Raw genomic sequence first — 18,146 nt, 5'->3', positions numbered from 1 at the left:
GCGTCAGGCCTGCTTCTCGGGGGTGTTCACGATCAAACCATCGAGATTGTCGCGAACGCGGATCTGGCAGGAAAGCCTGGAGGTCGGGCGCACGTCGAAGGCAAAGTCCAGCATGTCTTCCTCCATCGGCTCGGGTTCACCGACCAGAGGCATGAAGGCCTCGTCGACATAGACATGGCAGGTGGCACAGGCGCAGGCTCCGCCGCATTCGGCCACGATGCCCGGAATGCCGTTGCGGATCGCCGCTTCCATCACCGTCGAGCCCGGCTCGGCCTCAACTTCCCGGCCTGCACCGGTGTGATCTCGGAATATGATTTTGACCATCGTCCATCTCAGCTTTCTGACAAGCGTTCTATATAGAGCGCATTGGCAAGGTTCCAGTCCGACACTGTCCGGATCGCTCCCGAACCGCGCTTTCCGGACGCGCCACTTTTGGCTCGCGCCATCTCAATCCCGGTAAAATCTCGAATTTGCCTCATTTTCGCGCGATTTCGACGTGGTAAAAAAGTCGTTAACGATGCTGCTGGAAAGCGTGCCGAAGCGGTTCCCATTCCCCTCCGTGCAGGATAGGATTTCAAGCTGGCAGCATTGTCCTTCGCATAGGCGGACCGATGCGAAACCCATTTCGCCTGAAATGGGGGGCTGAAACAGGTGCAGCGAATTCTGCCTGGGGTCGTCCGGATCCCAGGCGGGCGGCGTTGAATTGAGTAGCGTGAGGCGGATTATGGCGAACAAATCGAAGATGCAGGATCCGGCGGACGCCGCCCTGTCTGCAATCGAGGAAGCACTCAATCTGAGCACAGCTGCTTCACAAACGCCCGACAAGGAACCCGCGCAGCTTCCCAAGGCCGACGAGGGCTTCAACTTCGAGGTGGAGCCCGAGCCACAGGAGCCGCCTGCCGCTGCGCCTCGCACCGAAGACAAGCCTGCCGACCGCCCGCTCGCCCGCGAACCTCGCTCGCCCGCCAATGATGACCGCGCCAATGTCGGCCAATTGCTGCAGGCTCTCCAGCGCCGCCCTTCGCGCATGCCTTATTGGACCGCTCTCGCCCTCTCCGCTGCCTGGCTCGCCGGTGGCGCCCTGCTGCTTAGCCTCCTCGGCAACCTCACGGCGTCAAACCTGTTCCAGACCTCGACCTATCAGGCCAACCCCGGCCTGGCTCTCGGCATTCTGGCCGTGGTGTTGCCGCCCTTCTTCTTCTTTGCCGTGGCGGGCCTGGTCTGGCGCGCTCAGGAAATGCGTTTCGTCACCCGGTCGATGACGCAGGTCGCCCTGCGCCTGGCGGAGCCTGAAGGTGCCGCAGCAGAGGCCGTCACCTCCGTCGGCCAGGCCATTCGCCGCGAGGTCGCGGCCATGGGCGACGGCATCGATCGCGCTCTTGCCCGCGCCAGCGAACTCGAGATCATGGTGCACAACGAGGTCTCGATGCTCGAGCGCTCCTATACGGAGAGCGAACAGCGCATTCGCTCGCTGGTGGAGGATCTCTCGACCCAGCGCGAAGCCATCGTCGGCAATGCCGACCGGGTGCGTTCGGCGATCGTCGTCGCGCATGACGACCTGACCCTGGCGCTCGGCTCGGTTGCCGGCCGCATCTCCTCAGAGGTCTCCGAGGCCGGCCTGCAGGTTATGCGCTCTTTCGGCGAGCGCGGCAGCCAGCTTACCTCGGAACTCGCCAAGGTTGGCGATCATATGGTCGGCGCCATGGCCGATCGCGGCAATTCGCTGATCGACCGCATGACGACGACCGCCCAGGACGTCAACAAGTCGCTGTCGAGCTCGTCCGAGCAGGTGACGGAACAGCTCAACCGCCGCGTCTCCGAGATCACCGAACACCTCACATCGACCTCCAACCAGGTCAACGAGAACTTCGCCACCCGCGCCAACGAGATCAGCAGCACGCTCTCCTCGCGCGCCCTGGAGCTCAACGAGACCCTGACCACCAGCAGCCAGCGCATCGTCGACGATATCGTCGAACGCGGCACCGCGGTGAACGACACGCTGGTGCGCACCGGGTCCGGCCTGACCAATGCCTTCGCCGAGGGCACCGACGTGGTGGTCAGTTCCATCCGTGACACCGGCGCCAAGATGGTCGAGCAGATCATCGGCTCCGTGGCCGACGTCAACAGCACGCTGCGCTCGACGGGCGACGCTATTCTCGGCGACCTGCAGAGCCGCGGCATGGATGTCGCCGGCAAGCTCGAGAACACGGCCACCCAGATCGCCGAGATCATCACGACGCGTGGCGGCGACCTTGCCGACCGGCTCACCCAGACCGGCGAGCGCATCCACGAATCCATCGTGGTCGGCGGCGGCGACATCGATCGCCGGCTGGCGGCGACGGGCCAGGCCATCGTGGCCAATATCGAAAAACGCAGCACCGAAACCGAGGTCGCGGTCGCCGCGTCCGCACAGCGCCTGCAGGCCGTGCTGGAAGAGGAAGGCACGCAGCTTTCCACCCGCATCAGCACAGCTGCTCGCGACGCCTCCGGCATTCTCGCCATTGGCGGCGACACGCTGACCCGCGTCATCGGCGAGCGCAGCGCCGCCGCCGTCTCGCAGATCAATTTCGGCGTATCGCGGCTCGAGAACACCGTCGAAACCCAGACCAATGCCTTCGGCAAGGCTCTGGCCGAACGTCTCGACAACCATGAGAAGCGCAGCCAGGAGATCGCCGACGGCCTGCATTCGCGCCTCGACGAGCGCCTGTCGGGCCTGGAGACGCGCAGCCTCGACCATGCCCAGAAGGTGCATTCGGCCCTCGACGACACGCTCAAGGGCTTCGACGCCCGCTTCGCCGAAAGCGCCGGCACCATCCATACCGGGCTCGACACCCGCATGTCCGAGTTCGAGCATCGTTTCAAATCGCTTTCCACCCTCGCCCATGCCGATCTCGACCGGCGTCTGGGCGAGTTCGAGGTGCGATTCGCCACCAATATCCAGAACAACCGTTCAGGCCTCGACGACACGCTCAAGGGCTTCGAGCAGCGCTTCAACGCCAATGCCGAGCAGGCGCATGGCGCCCTCAGCCAGCGCCTCGGCGATTTCGAGCAGCGCTTCGGCACCAATGCCGAAGATATCCACGCTTCGCTCAACCAGCGTCTCGGCGATTTCGAGAAGCGTTTCGGCTCGGGTGCCGACAGCATCCACGCCTCGCTCAGCCAGCGCCTCGGTGAGTTCGAGGAGCGTTTCAGCGCCGGTGCCGAGGATATCCACACCACGCTCAATCAGCGTCTGGGCGATTTCGAGAGGCGTTTCGGCTCGGGTGCCGACAGCATCCACGCTTCGCTCAGCCAACGCCTCGGCGAATTCGAGCAGCGCTTCAGCGCCGGTGCCGAGGATATCCACACCACGCTCAACCAGCGTCTGGGCGAGTTCGAGCAACGCTTCGGCGCCGGTGCCGACGACATCCATGCCGCCCTCAGCCAGCGCCTCGGCGATTTCGAGCAACGCTTCGTGTCGGGTGCGGGGGACATCCAGAGCACCCTTTCGCAGCGTCTGGGCGATTTCGAGCAGCGCTTCATGTCGGGCGCCGGCGATATCCAGACAGCCCTCGCCCAGCGCATGAGCGAGTTCGAGCTACGCTTCGGCTCTGGCGCCCAGGGGATCGAGACCACACTCAACCAGCATCTGGGCGAGTTCGAGAAGCGTTTCGGCTCCAGCGCACGCGACATCCAGGCAACGCTCAGCCGCGAACTGGGTGGCTTCGAACAGCGCTTCGGCGCCAGCACCGATCAGGCGCAGGCTGCGATCGAGCAGCGTATCGGCGAATTCGAGCAGCGTTTCGGCGCCAGCGCGGACCAGGTCCAGGCCTCGGTCGACAAGCGACTGGGCGAGTTCGAACTGCGTTTCGGCTCCAGTGCCAATGGTGCTCAGTCCGCTCTCGACAAGCGCCTCGGCGAATTCGAAGAACGCTTCGGCGCCAGCGCCGAGAATGCGCATGGCGTGATCGACAATCGCCTCAGCCAGTTCGAGCAGTATTTCGCCGGCAGCGCCAATGATGCCCATGCCTTGCTCGATACCCGCCTGAACGATTTCGAGCGTCGCTTCCAGTTGATGGCCTCGACGGCGGCCTCGAATTTCGAGAACCGGATCAGCGACTTCCAGGCCAGCTTCAGCGATACGCTACAAGCCAACCAGGCCGATCTCGCCGCCCGTCTCGGCGACTTCCAGAGCCGCTTCAACGGCGATGTGCAGAACACCCAGGCCGCGCTCGACGACAGTCTGGCCGCCTTCGAGATGCGCTTCGCCAGCAACACGGCCCTGGTGCGCTCCTCGCTCGACCAGCGCTTCGGCTCGTTCGAGACGCACTTCCTCAACAACTCCTCCGCCTTGCAGGATGCGCTCGACGAGCGCCTGGTTACGCTGCAGGCGCAGGTCGCGGCCAATACCGACGTCATCCATGGCGCGATTGCCGACAAGCTCAGCACCTTCGAGACCAAGTTCCAGTCGAACGCGACCACCATCCACGCCACGCTGGACAATCAGCTCAAGGTCTTCGAGCAAGGCATGAGCCAGCGCATCGGCGAGGTGAACCAGTCATTGGAACGCCAGATCGCCGAGCTCGACGATATCGTCAGCAACCGCGGCCATGCCCTCGCCGCCCGTATCGGCGACGATTCCCGGGCTCTCAGCGACGACCTCGCCCAGAAGCTGCTCGGCTTCGAGAGTTCTATCCGCCTGCACGGCACCCGCCTTACCGATCAAGTGCAGGGCCACACGGCCCATGCAGCCGAACTGCTCGGCGGCAAGCTCGAGGCTTTCGATGCGCGTTTCGGCACCCACACGGCCTCCGTCGCACATACGCTGGAAGAAAAGCTGGCGGCGCTCGATGGGCAACTGGCCGATTTGGATGACCGCCTGACCACCAAGGCGAGCGACGTCGCCCAGACTATCGAAGGCCGCCTCGCCCGGATCGATCAGGGCCTGGACAGCCGGGCCCGGTCGCTCAACGAGACCCTGGCGACCCGTACGCTCGAACTCGCCAAGCTGCTTGGCGAAGGCGGCAAGGAAGTCGGTGCCACGCTGGAAGCCAAGGCCCGCGAGGCCAGCGACCTGCTCGACGGCCGCGCCGCCGCTATCGGCAGCGTGCTCGACAACCGTGCTTCCCAGATCAGCGATCTCCTGGATGGCCGAAGCAGTGCCATCGACGAGTTGCTGGGGGGCCGCGCCACGCAGATCAGCACCCTCATCGACGAGCGGACCCAGGCGATCGGCACCCTGCTCGACGGGCGGGCCCGCGAGATCACCTCGCTCATCGACGGCCGCAGCGCCACGATCACCGACACCCTGTCACGCCGCGCTGACGACATCGTCGTGGCGCTCGGCAACAAGGGTACCGATCTGACCGAAACACTTAGCGCTCGCGCAGAGGACCTGACCTCGCATATCGACAGCCGCTCTTCGCTGATGAGCAATGACCTGACGGTCAAGGCCGCCGAGATCGCAGCCCAGTTCGACAGCAAGACCACCGCCATCGCGGACACGCTGTCCAGCAAGGTCAGCGAAATCGATCGCGCCCTCAGCACGCGTGCCGACGACATCGCGCATGCCCTCGACTCGCGGATCACCCGCTTCGAGCAGGACGTTCTCGGCCGCCTCGCCGATCTCTCGGACGCCCTCGACTCGCGCGGACTGCATATCGCCGACACGCTCAGCGAGAGAGTACAGAACGTCTCGGTCGATCTCCTGCAGAATGTCGCCTCTGTCGACGCGACGCTCAGCCGCCTGTCCGGCGACGTCAGCGCCAAGCTGGGCGAGCGTGCGGACGAGATCAATGCCTTGCTCGATACCCGCACCAACGCCATGGCAGGCCTGCTCAGCGAGCGTGGTCAGCAGTTGATCGACACGCTGAACCAGATCTCGGGCGATGTCAGCACCCAGTTGCGTGACAAGACCAGCGCCCTCGCCAGCCTGCTGGGCGCCCGCTCCGGCGAGATCGCCAGGATTCTCGACGAGCGCGGCCAGTTCCTGGTCGAGACGCTGTCCACGCGCAGCACCAGCATGTCCAGCGAACTCGGCGATATCGCCCAGACGGTGGCCAAGGCGCTCGACGAGCGGGCAGGAGAGCTTGCCGACCTGATCGGCAAGAAGGGCGGCGACCTGGTCGAGGCCCTCTCGACCAAGCGTTCCGAACTGAGCCAGGCGCTGGAGGCCTCTTCGCTGGCCCTCTCCTCCTCCATCGAAACCAAGGCCAGCCAGGCGATCGGTGACCTCGGCTCGCTGCAGGCACGACTGCGTGAGGAAATCAGCGGACTGCTGGATCGGGTCGCCGGCACCAACACCGCCCTGCACGAGTCACTCGACAGTTCCACCAAGGCACTTGATGCCATCGAGGGAGGCCTGGCCGATCGCATGCGCGATTTCCAGTCGACCATGCTGAGCCTGGCCGATCAGACCAGCGGCGCGACCGATCGTGTCGGCGATCAGGTCTCGACGCTGCGCGACCTTGCCTCTCACGTCATCAGCGATGTCGGCACCATGGCCGACCGCCTGGAGGAACAAAGCAATCACCTCACCAGCGCCGCTGCAGTCCTGACCGATACGCAGACGCGTGTCGACCAGGCTCTCGATGAACGTCGCGCCACCCTGGAGGCCCTGGTCACCACTGTGGGCGGCAAGGTCGAGGCAATGGAAGCGATGATGAAATCCTTCGCCGAGGTGATCGAGGAAAAGCTCGCCAATGCCGAAAGCAAGGCGCGCCAGACCAGTGGCCTGCTCGCCGATAACGCCAACACCACGGCGCAGGCCATTGCGGATCAGTTCGAACTCATCCGTGCCACTACCGGCAAGGAGCGCGATCGCACCTCCACCGCCCTCAAGTCGACCTATGAGCAGGCAGTGCAGGAAATCTCCGGCCTGTTCGGCAACGCCACCGAGCGTTTTGCCGAAGTGGCCCAGGAGATGCGTGGCATGACCCAGACCGTGAAGCAGGAGCTGGAAGCCACCCGCTCCGAGCTCAAGCGCGGCCTGCTGGAGATCCCGAAGGAGACGTCGGACTCCACCGCCACCATGCGCCGCGTCGTGGCCGAGCAGATCCAGGCCCTGAACGACCTCGCCGATATCGTCAGCCGCTCCAGCCGCTCGCTCGATATAGCCGAGCCGACGGACCGGCCGATCCCTGCCCCGCTCCGGTTGCGCGAGCGCGCCGAGGTGACACCCGAAACCTCTGCCCGCCGGACGGAAATGCCGCGCGCCGGCACGCTGCCCCCGGTGCCCGACCTGAAGCCGGCTGCTCCGGCTCGCGGAACCGCCGTGGCAGCACCTGCCTCGCGAGGCGAGCGGCGCGGCACTGGCTGGCTCTCGGAAGTGCTGGCGCGCGCCTCGCGTGACGAGCCCGAAGCGGCCCCCCAGGCCAACACGCCGGCGGTCATGGCATCCTCCCTCGACACGCTCTCGGTCGACATCGCCAAGATGGTCGAACATGACGCTGTCGCCGAGGTCTGGGATCGCTACCGTCGCGGCGAGCGCAACGCCTTCTCGCGCCGGCTCTACACACTGCAGGGCCAGCAGGCCTTCGAGGAAATCCGCCGGCGCTATCGCCGCGATGCGGAGTTCCAGGCGACGGTGGACCGCTATGTCCAGGAGTTCGAGCAGCTCATTGCCGAAGTGGACCGCGAGGACCGCAGCGGCAACATGGCAAGGACCTATCTCACCGCCGATTCCGGCAAGGTCTATACAATCCTGGCGCATGCGGCCGGCAAGCTCACCTGAGCACCGCCGCAAACAGGCAGTCCGCGACCGTTTGGTTGAGAATGAAAAAGGCCCCGAGTTTTCGGGGCCTTTTTCCTTGGGCCGACGACATTGCTGCCGCGCCGAACCCGCGCTTGCGCGGAAGCCTTGTACCGCTATTGTCAGTCAATTATTTGCCAACCCGCCAAAAGCCTGGCGTTTCAGTGAGACGTTCCCGATGGCTGACGCCCTGTTTCATCAATTCCATGCCTTGCTCGCCGTCTACATGGTCTACACCATCGCGGTAGCCAGCCCCGGTCCGAGCAACATGGCCATCATGGGCGTGGCCATGGGACAGGGGCGCCTGCCGGCGCTGATACTGGCGGCCGGCATCATGACGGGCTCGATGATCTGGGCCGTGCTGGCGGCCACCGGTGTTTCCACCCTTCTCGCCACCTATGCCAATGCCCTCACCGCCATCAAGATCGGCGGCGGCCTCTATCTCCTCTATCTGGCGATCAAATCGGCTCGTTCCGCCCTCAAGGCCGGCCAGGACGAGGCAAGGCAAGAACACGGCCCGATCGATTATCGCCAGCTCTATTGGCGTGGCCTGATGCTGCATCTGACCAATCCGAAGTCGATCCTTGCCTGGATCGCCATCATGTCGCTCGGCCTCAAGTCGGACGCCCCTGGGCATACAGCCTTGGCGATCATCGCCGGCTGTGCGGTGATCGGACTGACCACCTTCGGCGGTTATGCCCTGATCTTTTCCGCCCGGCCCATGGTTCGCCTCTATCAGAGGGCGCGGCGCTGGATCGAAGCCACGCTGGCGCTGTTCTTCGGCTTCGCCGGTATCCGCCTGCTGCTGTCGCGGGTATGAGCTGTTGCGATTCGGATGGGGTCGTGGCCGCGACCAATCTGCATTGAATTTGACTTGCTGGCCCATCATTGCGAGCTCAATGCTGGCCGTTATTACCGGCCTTGGGATCAGGCCGGCAGCCTGGTCTGCCCTTGCTTGACAGCTCCGGACGGCGCAGGCGTGGTCTTGGCCCGGCCGCAGGCCTCTACCACATTGGCGACGAATTGGCGGGCGCAAGCGTCCCAGGAATATTTCAGCGCCTCTGCACGCGCATCGGCGGGCTTGAGCTCGAGACACGCCAGCGCCGCCAGAGCGAGGTCGTTGTCGAGGATACCCGTTTTGCCGGTGCTGATCACGTCGATCGGCCCCGTCACCGGAAAGGCTGCCACCGGCAGGCCGCTGGCCATCGCTTCGAGCAGGACGATGCCGAATGTGTCGGTCAGGCTCGGAAACACGAAGACATCCGCCGAAGCATAGGCCTTTGCCAGGTCCTCTCCCTCCAGCATGCCGGCGAAGTGCACGTCCGGATAGCGTGAGCGCAGCATCTCGAAGGCCGGGCCGCTCCCCACCACCACTTTCGAACCAGGCAGCTTGAGACCGAGAAAGGCCTCGATATTCTTCTCGACCGCAACCCGCCCGACATAGAGGAAGATGGGTCCGGGCAGGTCGAAAACGCGCACGGGCCTGGGCCTGTACAATTCCGCATCGACCCCTCGCGACCAGCGCATCAGCCGCTTGAAGCCGCGACCCGCCAGTTCACGCTCCAGGGCCGGGGTGGAGACCATGGTACCCGCTCCGGCATTGTGGAAACGCCGGATCCAACGATAGCTCCAGTCGAGCGGCACCGGGACACGTGCGGCGAGATATTCAGGAAAACGGGTGTGATAGCTGGTGGTGAAGGGGCGGCCCTTCTTCAGGCAGACCCGGCGGGTGAGCAGGCCGATCGGCCCCTCGGTGGCGATATGGACATAGTCCGGCTTCTCGGCCTCGATATGCCTTTCGATGGCGCCGAGCGGCGGCATGGCGAGACGAATCTCCGGATAGGAGGGCATCGGCACCGACCAGAAGCGGTCCGGCGCCAGGAATTCTATCTCAACGCCCTGCCGCGAGGCTGCCGCAGCCGTCTGTTCCAGGGACCGGACAACGCCGTTGACCTGCGGACGCCAGGCGTCGGTGGCAATCAGGATCTTCACGGGACCGGCTCAGGCGGCACGCTGAGGGACCAGCGTCTCGCCTTGGAGTTCCGGCGGCTTGTTGGCCTGACGAACGAGTTCGCTCCAGCGCACCAGTTCGAAACGACCATCGAAATGCTCGACGATAGCCGTGCAGCTTTCGACCCAATCGCCGGAGTTGATGTAGGTGACGCCATCGAGATCGCGTAGCGTGGCGTGATGGATGTGGCCGCAGATGACCCCGTCGCAGTTCAGCCGCTTGGCTTCCTTGGCCAAGGTCTCTTCGAAATGGCCGATGAAACTGACGGCGTTCTTCACCTTGAGCTTGGCCCAGGCGGACAGCGACCAATAGGATAGGCCGAGGCGCCGGCGAATGGCGTTCAGCCAGGTATTGACACCCAAGGCCGTGACATAGGCCCAGTCGCCAAGCAAGGCCAGCCACTTGGCGTGGCGCACCACCACGTCGAAGGCATCGCCATGCATCACCAGATAGCGCTTGCCGTCAGCAGCCACATGCACTGTCTGCTCGATCACCTCGATGCCACCGAAATGATGCCCGGGGAAATCACGCAGGAACTCGTCGTGATTACCGGGAATATAGACCATGCGCGCGCCCTTGCGGGCCTTGCGCAGCAGCTTCTGCACCACATCGTTATGCGCCTGCGGCCAGTACCAACCACTTTTCAGCTGCCAGGCGTCGACAATGTCGCCGACCAGATAGATCGTCTCGGCGTCATAGGCGCGCAGGAAGTCGAGCAGCATATCGGCCTGACAACCACGCGTCCCAAGATGCACATCCGAGATAAAGAGCGCTCGATAGCGCGTGCCTTCGCTTTCGCTGTTCATGGCACCATCCTCAACCGGCCCAAAACGTATCGTCGAAACAAGCAAGAGAGCATAGAGCGCTTGCTTTGATGCGCTTTGCTGCAGACATCAGCGAAATCGACGACGCATCCTGATTGTCACAAACACGATTCAGTTCATGGTTTTATGACAGGCGATATGTCCGATGGGACATCGATGCTCTTTCGTCCCCTTTTCTCTTACGGCGTCTTGCGCGGAGGCTGAATCACCTCAAATGGCATAGACGCTCCGAAACAAAGAACTAGAGCAAACAAGCGTTCACTCATGAACGCCCCCTACTCTAGTGATAGGCGACCCACAGCACGACGGCACCGAGCAAGATGCGGTAGATGGTGAAAGGCCAGGTCGAAAAGCGCTCGAGGATACGCATCAGCCCCCACAGGGCCGCGAAGGACGAAATCGTTCCGACCACCAGGCCGACCAGCAAGATCAGCCAGCCCTCCGTGGAGAGGTGAGCCCGCAAAAGCGTGGTGATTTCGTGCAGGCCGGCCAAGGCAATGGCGGGAATGCCGAGAAGGAAGGAAAAGCGCGCGGCCTCCTCCCGCGAGAAGCCGCGAAACAGCGAGGCGGTCAGGGTCGAGCCGGACCGGGACACACCGGGGATCAGCGCGCCGACCTGCGCAAGCCCGACGATCAGGGCATCGCGCAACCGCATGTCTTCGACCCTGCGCTCATGACGGGCCATGAGTTCCGCCGCGGCGAGCAGGCCGCCCATGACAAGGCAGGCAAAACCGATCACCGGCAGGGCGCGCAAGGGGCTGTCGCACCGGTTGAGAAGTGGTGCAAGCAGCAAGCCAGCCACCACGATCGGGATAGTGCCCAGCACCACGCCCACCGCCAGGCGAAATTTCGGCGACATCCAATCCCCTGTCCGCACGGCCGCCAGCGATCCGCTGGTGATCGATCGGATATCCCTCCAGAAATAGCTGACCACGGCGCACAAGGCCGCAAGTTGCATGGCCGCGGAGAAGGCTGATCCCGGATCCTGCCAACCAAGAAGGGCCGGCACCAGTCTCATATGGGCCGTCGAGGAAATCGGCATCAGCTCGGTGATACCCTGGACGACGCCGAGGAAAGCGACCTTTGCCACCCCCAAAGTCATAAAGCCTGTGTCGACGCCTTCGGTGCAAGCGCCACTCATTCCACACCTCAAGGATTGCGCCCGGCCCAGCACGCACTCCCACAGAGCTTTCGATCGCGGCAACTTTGCGGCAGACCATCGCCGCCAAATGAATTTGCCAGGCAATGAATGGGACGGGGCCGTCGCTGCTGCGACGATCGCCAAGATTAAATCGGACACAACTTCGGCTTGTACCCTTGAAGCCGCCCCTCGCCACCCCCAATTGCTCGATTGCTGGGTTGCAACATGGGAGAGGATAATGACCTCTTGTTCTACACGTGGCCGCTGGCATCCGCTGCATGTCGTGGCGGTGATCGCCGGGTTTCTGATCTGGTGGCCGCTTGGCCTGGCGGCGCTGGCCTATTTCATCTGGGGCGACCGTTTCCCTAGGGAAAAGGTACGTGAGGGCTTCGAGCGAGCCAAGGCCGAATTCGCCGGTTTCGGCCGCGATCAGCGTAGCTATGCCGGCCATGGCTGGTCAGCCACGGGCAATGCCGCTTTCGACGACTATCGCCGCGAGACGCTGCGACGCCTGGAAGAGGAACGTCGACGCCTCGAGGAAGAAGGCCGCGCCTTCGGCGAATTCGTCACCAATCTGCGCCGCGCCCGCGACAAGGAAGAGTTCGATCGCTTCATGGCCGAGCGCAACACCGCTCGCAACGGCGGCGACAGCCATTCCGCCTGATAGGCCAGGCGTCCTTTCCACGAATAATGACGAGGCCCGCGCAGCTCGATCTGCGCGGGCTTTCTTATTGCCGGGTGCGCAGGCATCTTACCCATAGGCGCTAACTTTTGCGAATGGAGGCGCAGGTAGCGTGGAGGGTCGATCTCCACAGCTCCATCAATTGATGGAGCGAGATCGACCACCTTTGTCCTCTATCTGGCTCGACATTTCCAAGATGGTCGATCTGGAGATCGACCCTCCAATCTGGTGCCACCACCCAAAGTTAGCGCTCATAGGCTGGAAGCCTGCTCTTGGAAGGGCACCATTGGAAGAAGGAAGAGTGGGCAAGACGCCAGCGCACCCGTGAAACAATCACGCGCATTTCTCAGACAATACTTGCGATAGGTCCCCTCGTTCGGGCATGATCCGCCCCGGCTGGTCGAGGGTGCACGCCCGATACAGACCGGCCTTCATGATCGATGATTTCAAGGACAGCCCGAAGGGCTGCAGCTCTCGACCAAAGGACTCCACTATGAAGCTGGTACGGTATGGCAAGCCGGGCTCGGAAAAGCCCGGCCTGATCGATGCGGATGGCAAGATCAGGGACTTGTCGGCGCATATCGCCGATTGGAAGGGCGATGCCCTGTCTCCACAGTCTTTGGCCCGGATCGCCGCTCTCTCGCCAGCCTCGCTGCCGGAAGTCACCGGCAATCCTCGCCTGGGCTCCTGCGTCGGCCAGCCCGGCAACTTCATCGCAGTCGGCCTGAACTATGCCGACCACGCCGCCGAGAGCAACATGCCGATCCCCCAGGAGCCGGTGCTGTTCAACAAGGCACCGTCCTGCGTGGTCGGCCCCAATGACGATGTCGTCATTCCGCGCGGCTCGGAGAAGACGGACTGGGAAGTGGAGCTTGCCATCATCATCGGCAGCCGTGCTTCCTATGTCGAGGAGAAGGATGCCCTCTCCTACGTCGCCGGCTATGCCGTCTGCAACGACGTCTCCGAGCGCGCCTATCAGATCGAGCGCTCCGGCCAATGGATGAAGGGCAAGGGCTGCCCGACCTTCGGTCCGCTCGGCCCCTGGCTGGTCACGCCCGACGAGGTCGGCGACGTGCAGAACCTTTCGATGTGGCTCGATGTCGACGGCCAGCGTGTGCAGACCGGCTCGACCAAGACGATGATCTTCGGTGTCGCCCACATCGTGCACTACATTTCGCAGTTCCTGATCCTGGAACCCGGCGACGTCATCACCACCGGCACGCCTCCGGGCGTCGGCATGGGCATGAAGCCGCCACGCTACCTCAAGCCCGGTAATGTCATGACGCTCGGCATCGAGAAGCTCGGCGATCAGCGCCAAACCACCGTGGCCTGGAGCGCCTGAGACTTTTCAACCGGCTAGAAGAAATGCCCGGCGCCCTTCGCTGCCCGACAAGACGAAGGGCGCCGGGATGTCAAAGCCGTAAACTGCAGCACGACGCAAAAAAGCCTTCGCGCCGGTCGGACCCTGCGCGAAGGCTTTTTATTGACGTACCCGTGTCTTACTTGAAGATACCCGGCCGGTTGGGTTCGCTCGGATCATCCCAGCGATAGGTCAAGCTGGCCGAGACGATGTCGACCGAGGCGTCGACATTGCCAAAGAAGCGAACCGGTACCCGCGGGTTCCAATGCGTATTGTTGGGATCGAGCTTGATATCGCCGTTCACCGCAAACAGGTGCGAGTAGGCAAAATCGACCGATAGCTTGTTGTTGATCTTATAGCCAAGGCCAACCGACGCATGGATACGATCGCTGTCGGGCAGACGCACGTCGCGATTGCGATCCGAAATCGGAGACCACTCATAGCCGAGGCCCGCGCGCAGCGTCAGTTCCGGGCTCCAAGAATACTCCGCACCGATGGAAGCAAAATAGCCATCGTCATATTGAAACGGCAAGCTGGTGACCTGTTGGCCTGCCGCTACACTCGATTTTCCGATAACCGGAATTACGCCAAGATTGCTCCATTTCGTCCATTCAAAGCCCGCTGAGAGCGTAAGGTCAGGCGTCACGGTCTGCCGGATGCCGATTGTGATCTGGTCCGGAAGGGTCAAATCCGCGTTGATCTTGTAGCGGCCAGGCGGCAATACACTTCCCGGAGGAGCACCAGGAACATTGGGAAAATCCAAGGTGCCGTCCAAATCCTGCTTTACGGCAGAACGATAGCCAATACCGATGGTCGTTCCTTCCATGGGCGTGATCATGACACCTGCTGTCAGGCCGTACCCCCAGCTGTCGCCTTTGAGGATAGCACTGGATGCGCCCGGAGCTGGAGCTGATGTGAGGCGTGTCTTGAAATACATGGCCTGGAATCCGAGGCCGATCGAGAGCCAATCCGTCACCTTATAGGCGATGGTCGGATTGATGTCGAAAGACATGACCTTGGAGCTACGCCCATAGGTCTGAGCCGGCGACCCATAGGGATCCTTGGTGACCAAGCCGAAAGGCGTGTTGGTGGCAAGGCCGATCCACAGCCGATCGTTGACCTGATAAGAGGTATATCCCGCTGCGATTATGCCATCTTGGCCGATGTCGCCAAACGATGCCCTACCAGGCAAGGTCGTTCCGGTCGTCGGCGTGATGTCGACTTGAGGGAAAATGCCGCTCACCGACCACTGGGACTGCCAGCCGGGGATGGCGGTCATCGTGGCGGGGTTCCAATACATGGAGCTGAGACCGCCCGATCCTGCCGCGACACCTGCAAAGCCCTGGCCAAGACCAATAGTGCTCTGCTCGCGTAGGGCGAAGGAGCCGGCATAGGCCTGGCTCGCCGTAAGCGAAACGCCGGCCATGAGCAGGAATGCGAGTTGGGTCTTTCTTTGCATTCGTTCCCCCATATCATTACCCGCCGTTAGGGCAGGTCGGGCTGTGTAATCTCAGCCGCCTTTTGCTTTTGTCAGACCACGAGCAAGTAAGCACTGCTTGCGGATGGCTCATTAGAACTCATGATTCTTCGTACCAGAATATTGACCCCTTCGTAACGGCCAACGCCGCCGTTTCATCGCGATTCTGTCACGCCGATGTCTCAATTCAGCAAGGTTGTTGCGTTCCTGTAACAGTGGGTTTTTACGTCAACTCAAGATCGAGACATGGTTTACCAGGTACAAAACCTTACCCATGCAAGATCCTCCCGACCGCCGCCTGGCCGCGGCCGCTCTATTTGCGGTCGCGGGGCTTTGAAGCCCGGTAACAAGATTGCCGGATGACAATGCGTGCGAAAGCCTGAATACTTTCGGCGATCGTTCTCAGGGGGGCCCATGAGCGTCATCCCTTTCCCACGCGCCGGCCTGCCGGAAAGCAAGCGGGCAACGCTTGCACCCATTCCGATTTTCGACGCGCGCGAGGGCGGTCCCGTCGCCCATGCCCGGGCTCGCCCGGAAGCGATGCGGGGCTTGCTTCGATCCTGTCTGGTCTCGATCCCGGCCGCCGCCCATGGCGAGGTGGATCTGCTCGACCATGCGGCACGCGCTTGGCTGCTCGCCAGCCCCTCGCCCTATGTCGGCGAGATCGAGACGATCGCCGCGCTCCTGCCGATGCCCGGCGCTTTCTTGATCAACGCAGCCTATGAATGGGGCTGCACCACGCTGGCAGCGGCGGCGCCGGACGGACGCAGCGCCCGGCTGCTACGGACGCTCGATTGGGATTTTGACGGCCTCGGCCGTTTTGTCGAAGTCGTGCGGCAGCGTGGTCCCGCTGGTGAGTTCCTCAATGTGACCTGGCCGGGCGCCGTGGGCGTGCTGACGGCCTTGGCGCCAGGCCGCTTTGCGGCCTCGATCAACAAGGGCCCAGCGCCGGCCGGCGCGGCAAGCGCCAGCGGCGCCACCGTGCCAGATCTGTCCGGTGTGCGGCGTGGCCTGATGCCCGCCATGCACCTGCTCCGACGCGCCTTCGAGGAGGCTCCCGATTTCGCCACCGCGCGGGACCTGCTGGAACGCATACCGATCGCCGCCGAGACGATCTTCACGCTGACCGGCCTTTCGCCCGCCGAGACTTGCGTGATCGAACGCAGACCAGAGGCTTTCGTCACGCAGTCCGGCCCAGTGGCGGCCGCCAATGATTGGGCCAACGCGCCCAGCTGGAACAATGGTGCGCTGTCCGAAAGCGACAGTCCCAGCCGCCGCCTGGCGATCGCTGCCCATGCCGGCCGGGCCATGGCGCCCTTTGCCTGGGTGGAGCCGCCCCTGCGCAACGCCATCACCCGCCTTGCCGTCGAAGCCGACGCTCGCCAGGGCAGCCTGCGTGTGCGCGGCTATGAAGCAACACTCGATCGCAGCGACGCCACCCCTATCACGGCAGACCTGGAATTGCAGGTCTGAGGATCATCCCGTGACGAACGAACGCGTAGCGTCTTTGTCATAAAAAAGGGCGGACCACCGGCCCGCCCCTTTCCTGTCTTGTCGGTCGAGCAATCTCAGGCCGCGGCGGCCACCGTTTGCGGCACGTCGTCACCGCTCAGCGCGGCCGCGAGCTGGGCCTTGTCGAGTTCGCCCTCCCAGCGGGCCACCACGATGGTGGCGACGGCGTTGCCGACCAGGTTGGTGAGCGCGCGGCATTCGGACATGAAGCGGTCGATGCCGAGGATGAGCGCCATGCCGGCAACCGGAACGGCGGGCACCACGGCCAGCGTCGCCGCCAGGGTAATGAAGCCGGCGCCGGTGATGCCGGCCGCGCCCTTCGAGCTCAGCATGGCAACGAGGAGCAGCAGGATCTGGTCGCCCCAGCTCAGCTGGATACCGGTGGCCTGCGCGATGAACAGCGCCGCCAGGGTCATGTAGATGTTGGTGCCGTCGAGGTTGAAAGAATAGCCGGTGGGAATGACGATGCCCACCACCGACTTGCGGCAGCCGGCCCGCTCCATCTTGTCCATCAAGCTGGGGAGAGCTGCTTCGGAAGAGGAAGTGCCGAGCACCAGCAGCAGTTCTTCCTTGATGTAGCGGATCAAGGCGAGGATCGAGAAGCCGTTATACCAGGCGACCGTACCCAACACGACCAGTACGAAAAGCAGCGAGGTCAGATAGAAGGTGCCGATCAGCATCAGGAGATTGGCGACCGAGCCGATGCCATACGCGCCGATGGTGAAGGCCATGGCGCCGAAGGCACCGATGGGCGCGGCCTTCATCAGAATGGCGACCAGCCGGAACATGCCCCGCGAGACCGAGTTCAGCACGACCATCAGCGGTTCGGCTGCACTGCCGATCTGGGCCAGCGCAATACCGAACACCACCGAGAAGAACAGCACCTGCAACACGTCCCCACCCGCCAGCGCGCTGATCGGGTTGTTGGGGATGATGTTCATCAGGAAGCCGGTGATGGTCTGGTCGTGCGCCTTGGCGGCATAATCCGCCACCGCCTTGGGATCCAGCGTGGCCGGATTGATGTTCAGACCCGCGCCCGGCTGCACGATATTGCCGACCAGCAGGCCGATGATCAGGGCCAGGGTGGAGAAGGTAAGAAAATAGATGAAGGCCTTGCCGACGACGCGGCCGAGCTTCTTGAGATCGCTCATGCCGGCAATGCCGGTGATCACGGTGAGAGCGATCACCGGGGTGATCACCATCTTCACCAGCTTGATGAAGGCGTCACCCAGCGGCTTCAGAGACTTGCCGAGATCGGGGTAGAAATGACCGAGCAGGATACCCAGCGCGATCGCGACAAGGACCTGGAAGTAGAGGTTTGCATAGAAAGGGCGCTTGCGCGGAGCTTCCGCCTTGGGCATCTCGCTGAGGGAGATCATCTGTTCCTCCGTGGGGCCTTGGCAAGCGGCC

The 18,146-nt window shown here is 63.2% G+C and carries 11 protein-coding genes; 5 read left to right on the top strand and 6 right to left on the bottom strand.

Annotated features, from left to right (window positions below):
* Positions 1-3: 3 nt before the first annotated feature.
* Positions 4-324, bottom strand: coding sequence for a 2Fe-2S iron-sulfur cluster-binding protein (locus AB4037_RS29755; RefSeq protein ID WP_434956733.1), 321 nt, complete (start codon positions 322-324; stop codon positions 4-6).
* 400 nt (positions 325-724) lie between these two features.
* On the opposite strand from AB4037_RS29755, the gene AB4037_RS29750 reads away from it, so the two are divergent.
* Positions 725-7,711, top strand: coding sequence for a hypothetical protein (locus tag AB4037_RS29750; protein WP_441773958.1), 6,987 nt, complete (start codon positions 725-727; stop codon positions 7,709-7,711).
* A gap of 196 nt (positions 7,712-7,907) precedes the next feature.
* Positions 7,908-8,549 carry a LysE family translocator gene (locus tag AB4037_RS29745; protein ID WP_441773957.1) on the top strand — a complete coding sequence of 214 codons (642 nt, stop codon included), beginning with the start codon at positions 7,908-7,910 and terminating at the stop codon, positions 8,547-8,549.
* A gap of 107 nt (positions 8,550-8,656) precedes the next feature.
* Here the strand turns inward: AB4037_RS29745 and AB4037_RS29740 are convergent, their stop codons facing one another.
* The 3 genes from AB4037_RS29740 to AB4037_RS29730 form a co-directional block, all read right to left on the bottom strand.
* Positions 8,657-9,721, bottom strand: coding sequence for a glycosyltransferase family 4 protein (locus AB4037_RS29740; protein WP_441773956.1), 1,065 nt, complete (start codon positions 9,719-9,721; stop codon positions 8,657-8,659).
* 9 nt (positions 9,722-9,730) lie between these two features.
* Positions 9,731-10,546, bottom strand: coding sequence for a UDP-2,3-diacylglucosamine diphosphatase (locus AB4037_RS29735; RefSeq protein WP_434956737.1), 816 nt, complete (start codon positions 10,544-10,546; stop codon positions 9,731-9,733).
* Between the two features lie 298 nt (positions 10,547-10,844).
* Complete coding sequence (locus tag AB4037_RS29730) at positions 10,845-11,705, bottom strand: undecaprenyl-diphosphate phosphatase (protein WP_441773955.1); 861 nt, start codon at positions 11,703-11,705, stop codon at positions 10,845-10,847.
* Positions 11,706-11,943: 238 nt separating this feature from the next.
* Between AB4037_RS29730 and AB4037_RS29725 the strand changes: the two genes are divergently transcribed.
* Together AB4037_RS29725 and AB4037_RS29720 are read left to right on the top strand one after the other, a co-directional pair.
* Positions 11,944-12,369: a DUF2852 domain-containing protein gene (locus AB4037_RS29725; RefSeq protein WP_434956739.1), complete on the top strand. Its 426-nt coding sequence runs from the start codon at positions 11,944-11,946 to the stop codon at positions 12,367-12,369.
* 511 nt (positions 12,370-12,880) lie between these two features.
* Positions 12,881-13,729, top strand: coding sequence for a fumarylacetoacetate hydrolase family protein (locus AB4037_RS29720; RefSeq protein ID WP_441773954.1), 849 nt, complete (start codon positions 12,881-12,883; stop codon positions 13,727-13,729).
* A 157-nt stretch (positions 13,730-13,886) separates the two neighbouring features.
* Here AB4037_RS29720 and AB4037_RS29715 read toward each other — a convergent pair whose 3' ends face one another.
* Complete coding sequence (locus tag AB4037_RS29715) at positions 13,887-15,206, bottom strand: OmpP1/FadL family transporter (RefSeq protein ID WP_441773953.1); 1,320 nt, start codon at positions 15,204-15,206, stop codon at positions 13,887-13,889.
* 432 nt (positions 15,207-15,638) lie between these two features.
* Between AB4037_RS29715 and AB4037_RS29710 the strand changes: the two genes are divergently transcribed.
* A complete protein-coding gene (locus AB4037_RS29710) occupies positions 15,639-16,697 on the top strand; it encodes a hypothetical protein (protein ID WP_441773952.1) in 1,059 nt (352 codons plus the stop codon).
* A gap of 95 nt (positions 16,698-16,792) precedes the next feature.
* On the opposite strand, the gene AB4037_RS29705 is transcribed toward AB4037_RS29710, so the two are convergent.
* Positions 16,793-18,115 (bottom strand): dicarboxylate/amino acid:cation symporter, encoded by a 1,323-nt coding sequence (locus AB4037_RS29705; RefSeq protein WP_434956743.1) that lies wholly within the window; start codon positions 18,113-18,115, stop codon positions 16,793-16,795.
* Positions 18,116-18,146: the final 31 nt, after the last annotated feature.

Source organism: Labrys sp. KB_33_2 (assembly GCF_052114505.1).
Taxonomy (GTDB): domain Bacteria; phylum Pseudomonadota; class Alphaproteobacteria; order Rhizobiales; family Labraceae; genus Labrys.
This window is presented reverse-complemented; position numbering and strand designations above follow the sequence as displayed.

Excerpts from the sequence above, each read along its gene's own strand:
- AB4037_RS29755 (WP_434956733.1), bottom strand. The coding sequence starts at position 324 with ATGGTCAAAATCATATTCCGAGATCACACCGGTGCAGGCCGGGAAGTT.
- AB4037_RS29750 (WP_441773958.1), top strand. The coding sequence starts at position 725 with ATGGCGAACAAATCGAAGATGCAGGATCCGGCGGACGCCGCCCTGTCT.
- AB4037_RS29745 (WP_441773957.1), top strand. The coding sequence starts at position 7,908 with ATGGCTGACGCCCTGTTTCATCAATTCCATGCCTTGCTCGCCGTCTAC.
- AB4037_RS29735 (WP_434956737.1), bottom strand. The coding sequence starts at position 10,546 with ATGAACAGCGAAAGCGAAGGCACGCGCTATCGAGCGCTCTTTATCTCG.
- AB4037_RS29730 (WP_441773955.1), bottom strand. The coding sequence starts at position 11,705 with ATGAGTGGCGCTTGCACCGAAGGCGTCGACACAGGCTTTATGACTTTG.
- AB4037_RS29725 (WP_434956739.1), top strand. The coding sequence starts at position 11,944 with ATGACCTCTTGTTCTACACGTGGCCGCTGGCATCCGCTGCATGTCGTG.
- AB4037_RS29720 (WP_441773954.1), top strand. The coding sequence starts at position 12,881 with ATGAAGCTGGTACGGTATGGCAAGCCGGGCTCGGAAAAGCCCGGCCTG.
- AB4037_RS29715 (WP_441773953.1), bottom strand. The coding sequence starts at position 15,206 with ATGCAAAGAAAGACCCAACTCGCATTCCTGCTCATGGCCGGCGTTTCG.
- AB4037_RS29710 (WP_441773952.1), top strand. The coding sequence starts at position 15,639 with ATGAGCGTCATCCCTTTCCCACGCGCCGGCCTGCCGGAAAGCAAGCGG.
- AB4037_RS29705 (WP_434956743.1), bottom strand. The coding sequence starts at position 18,115 with ATGATCTCCCTCAGCGAGATGCCCAAGGCGGAAGCTCCGCGCAAGCGC.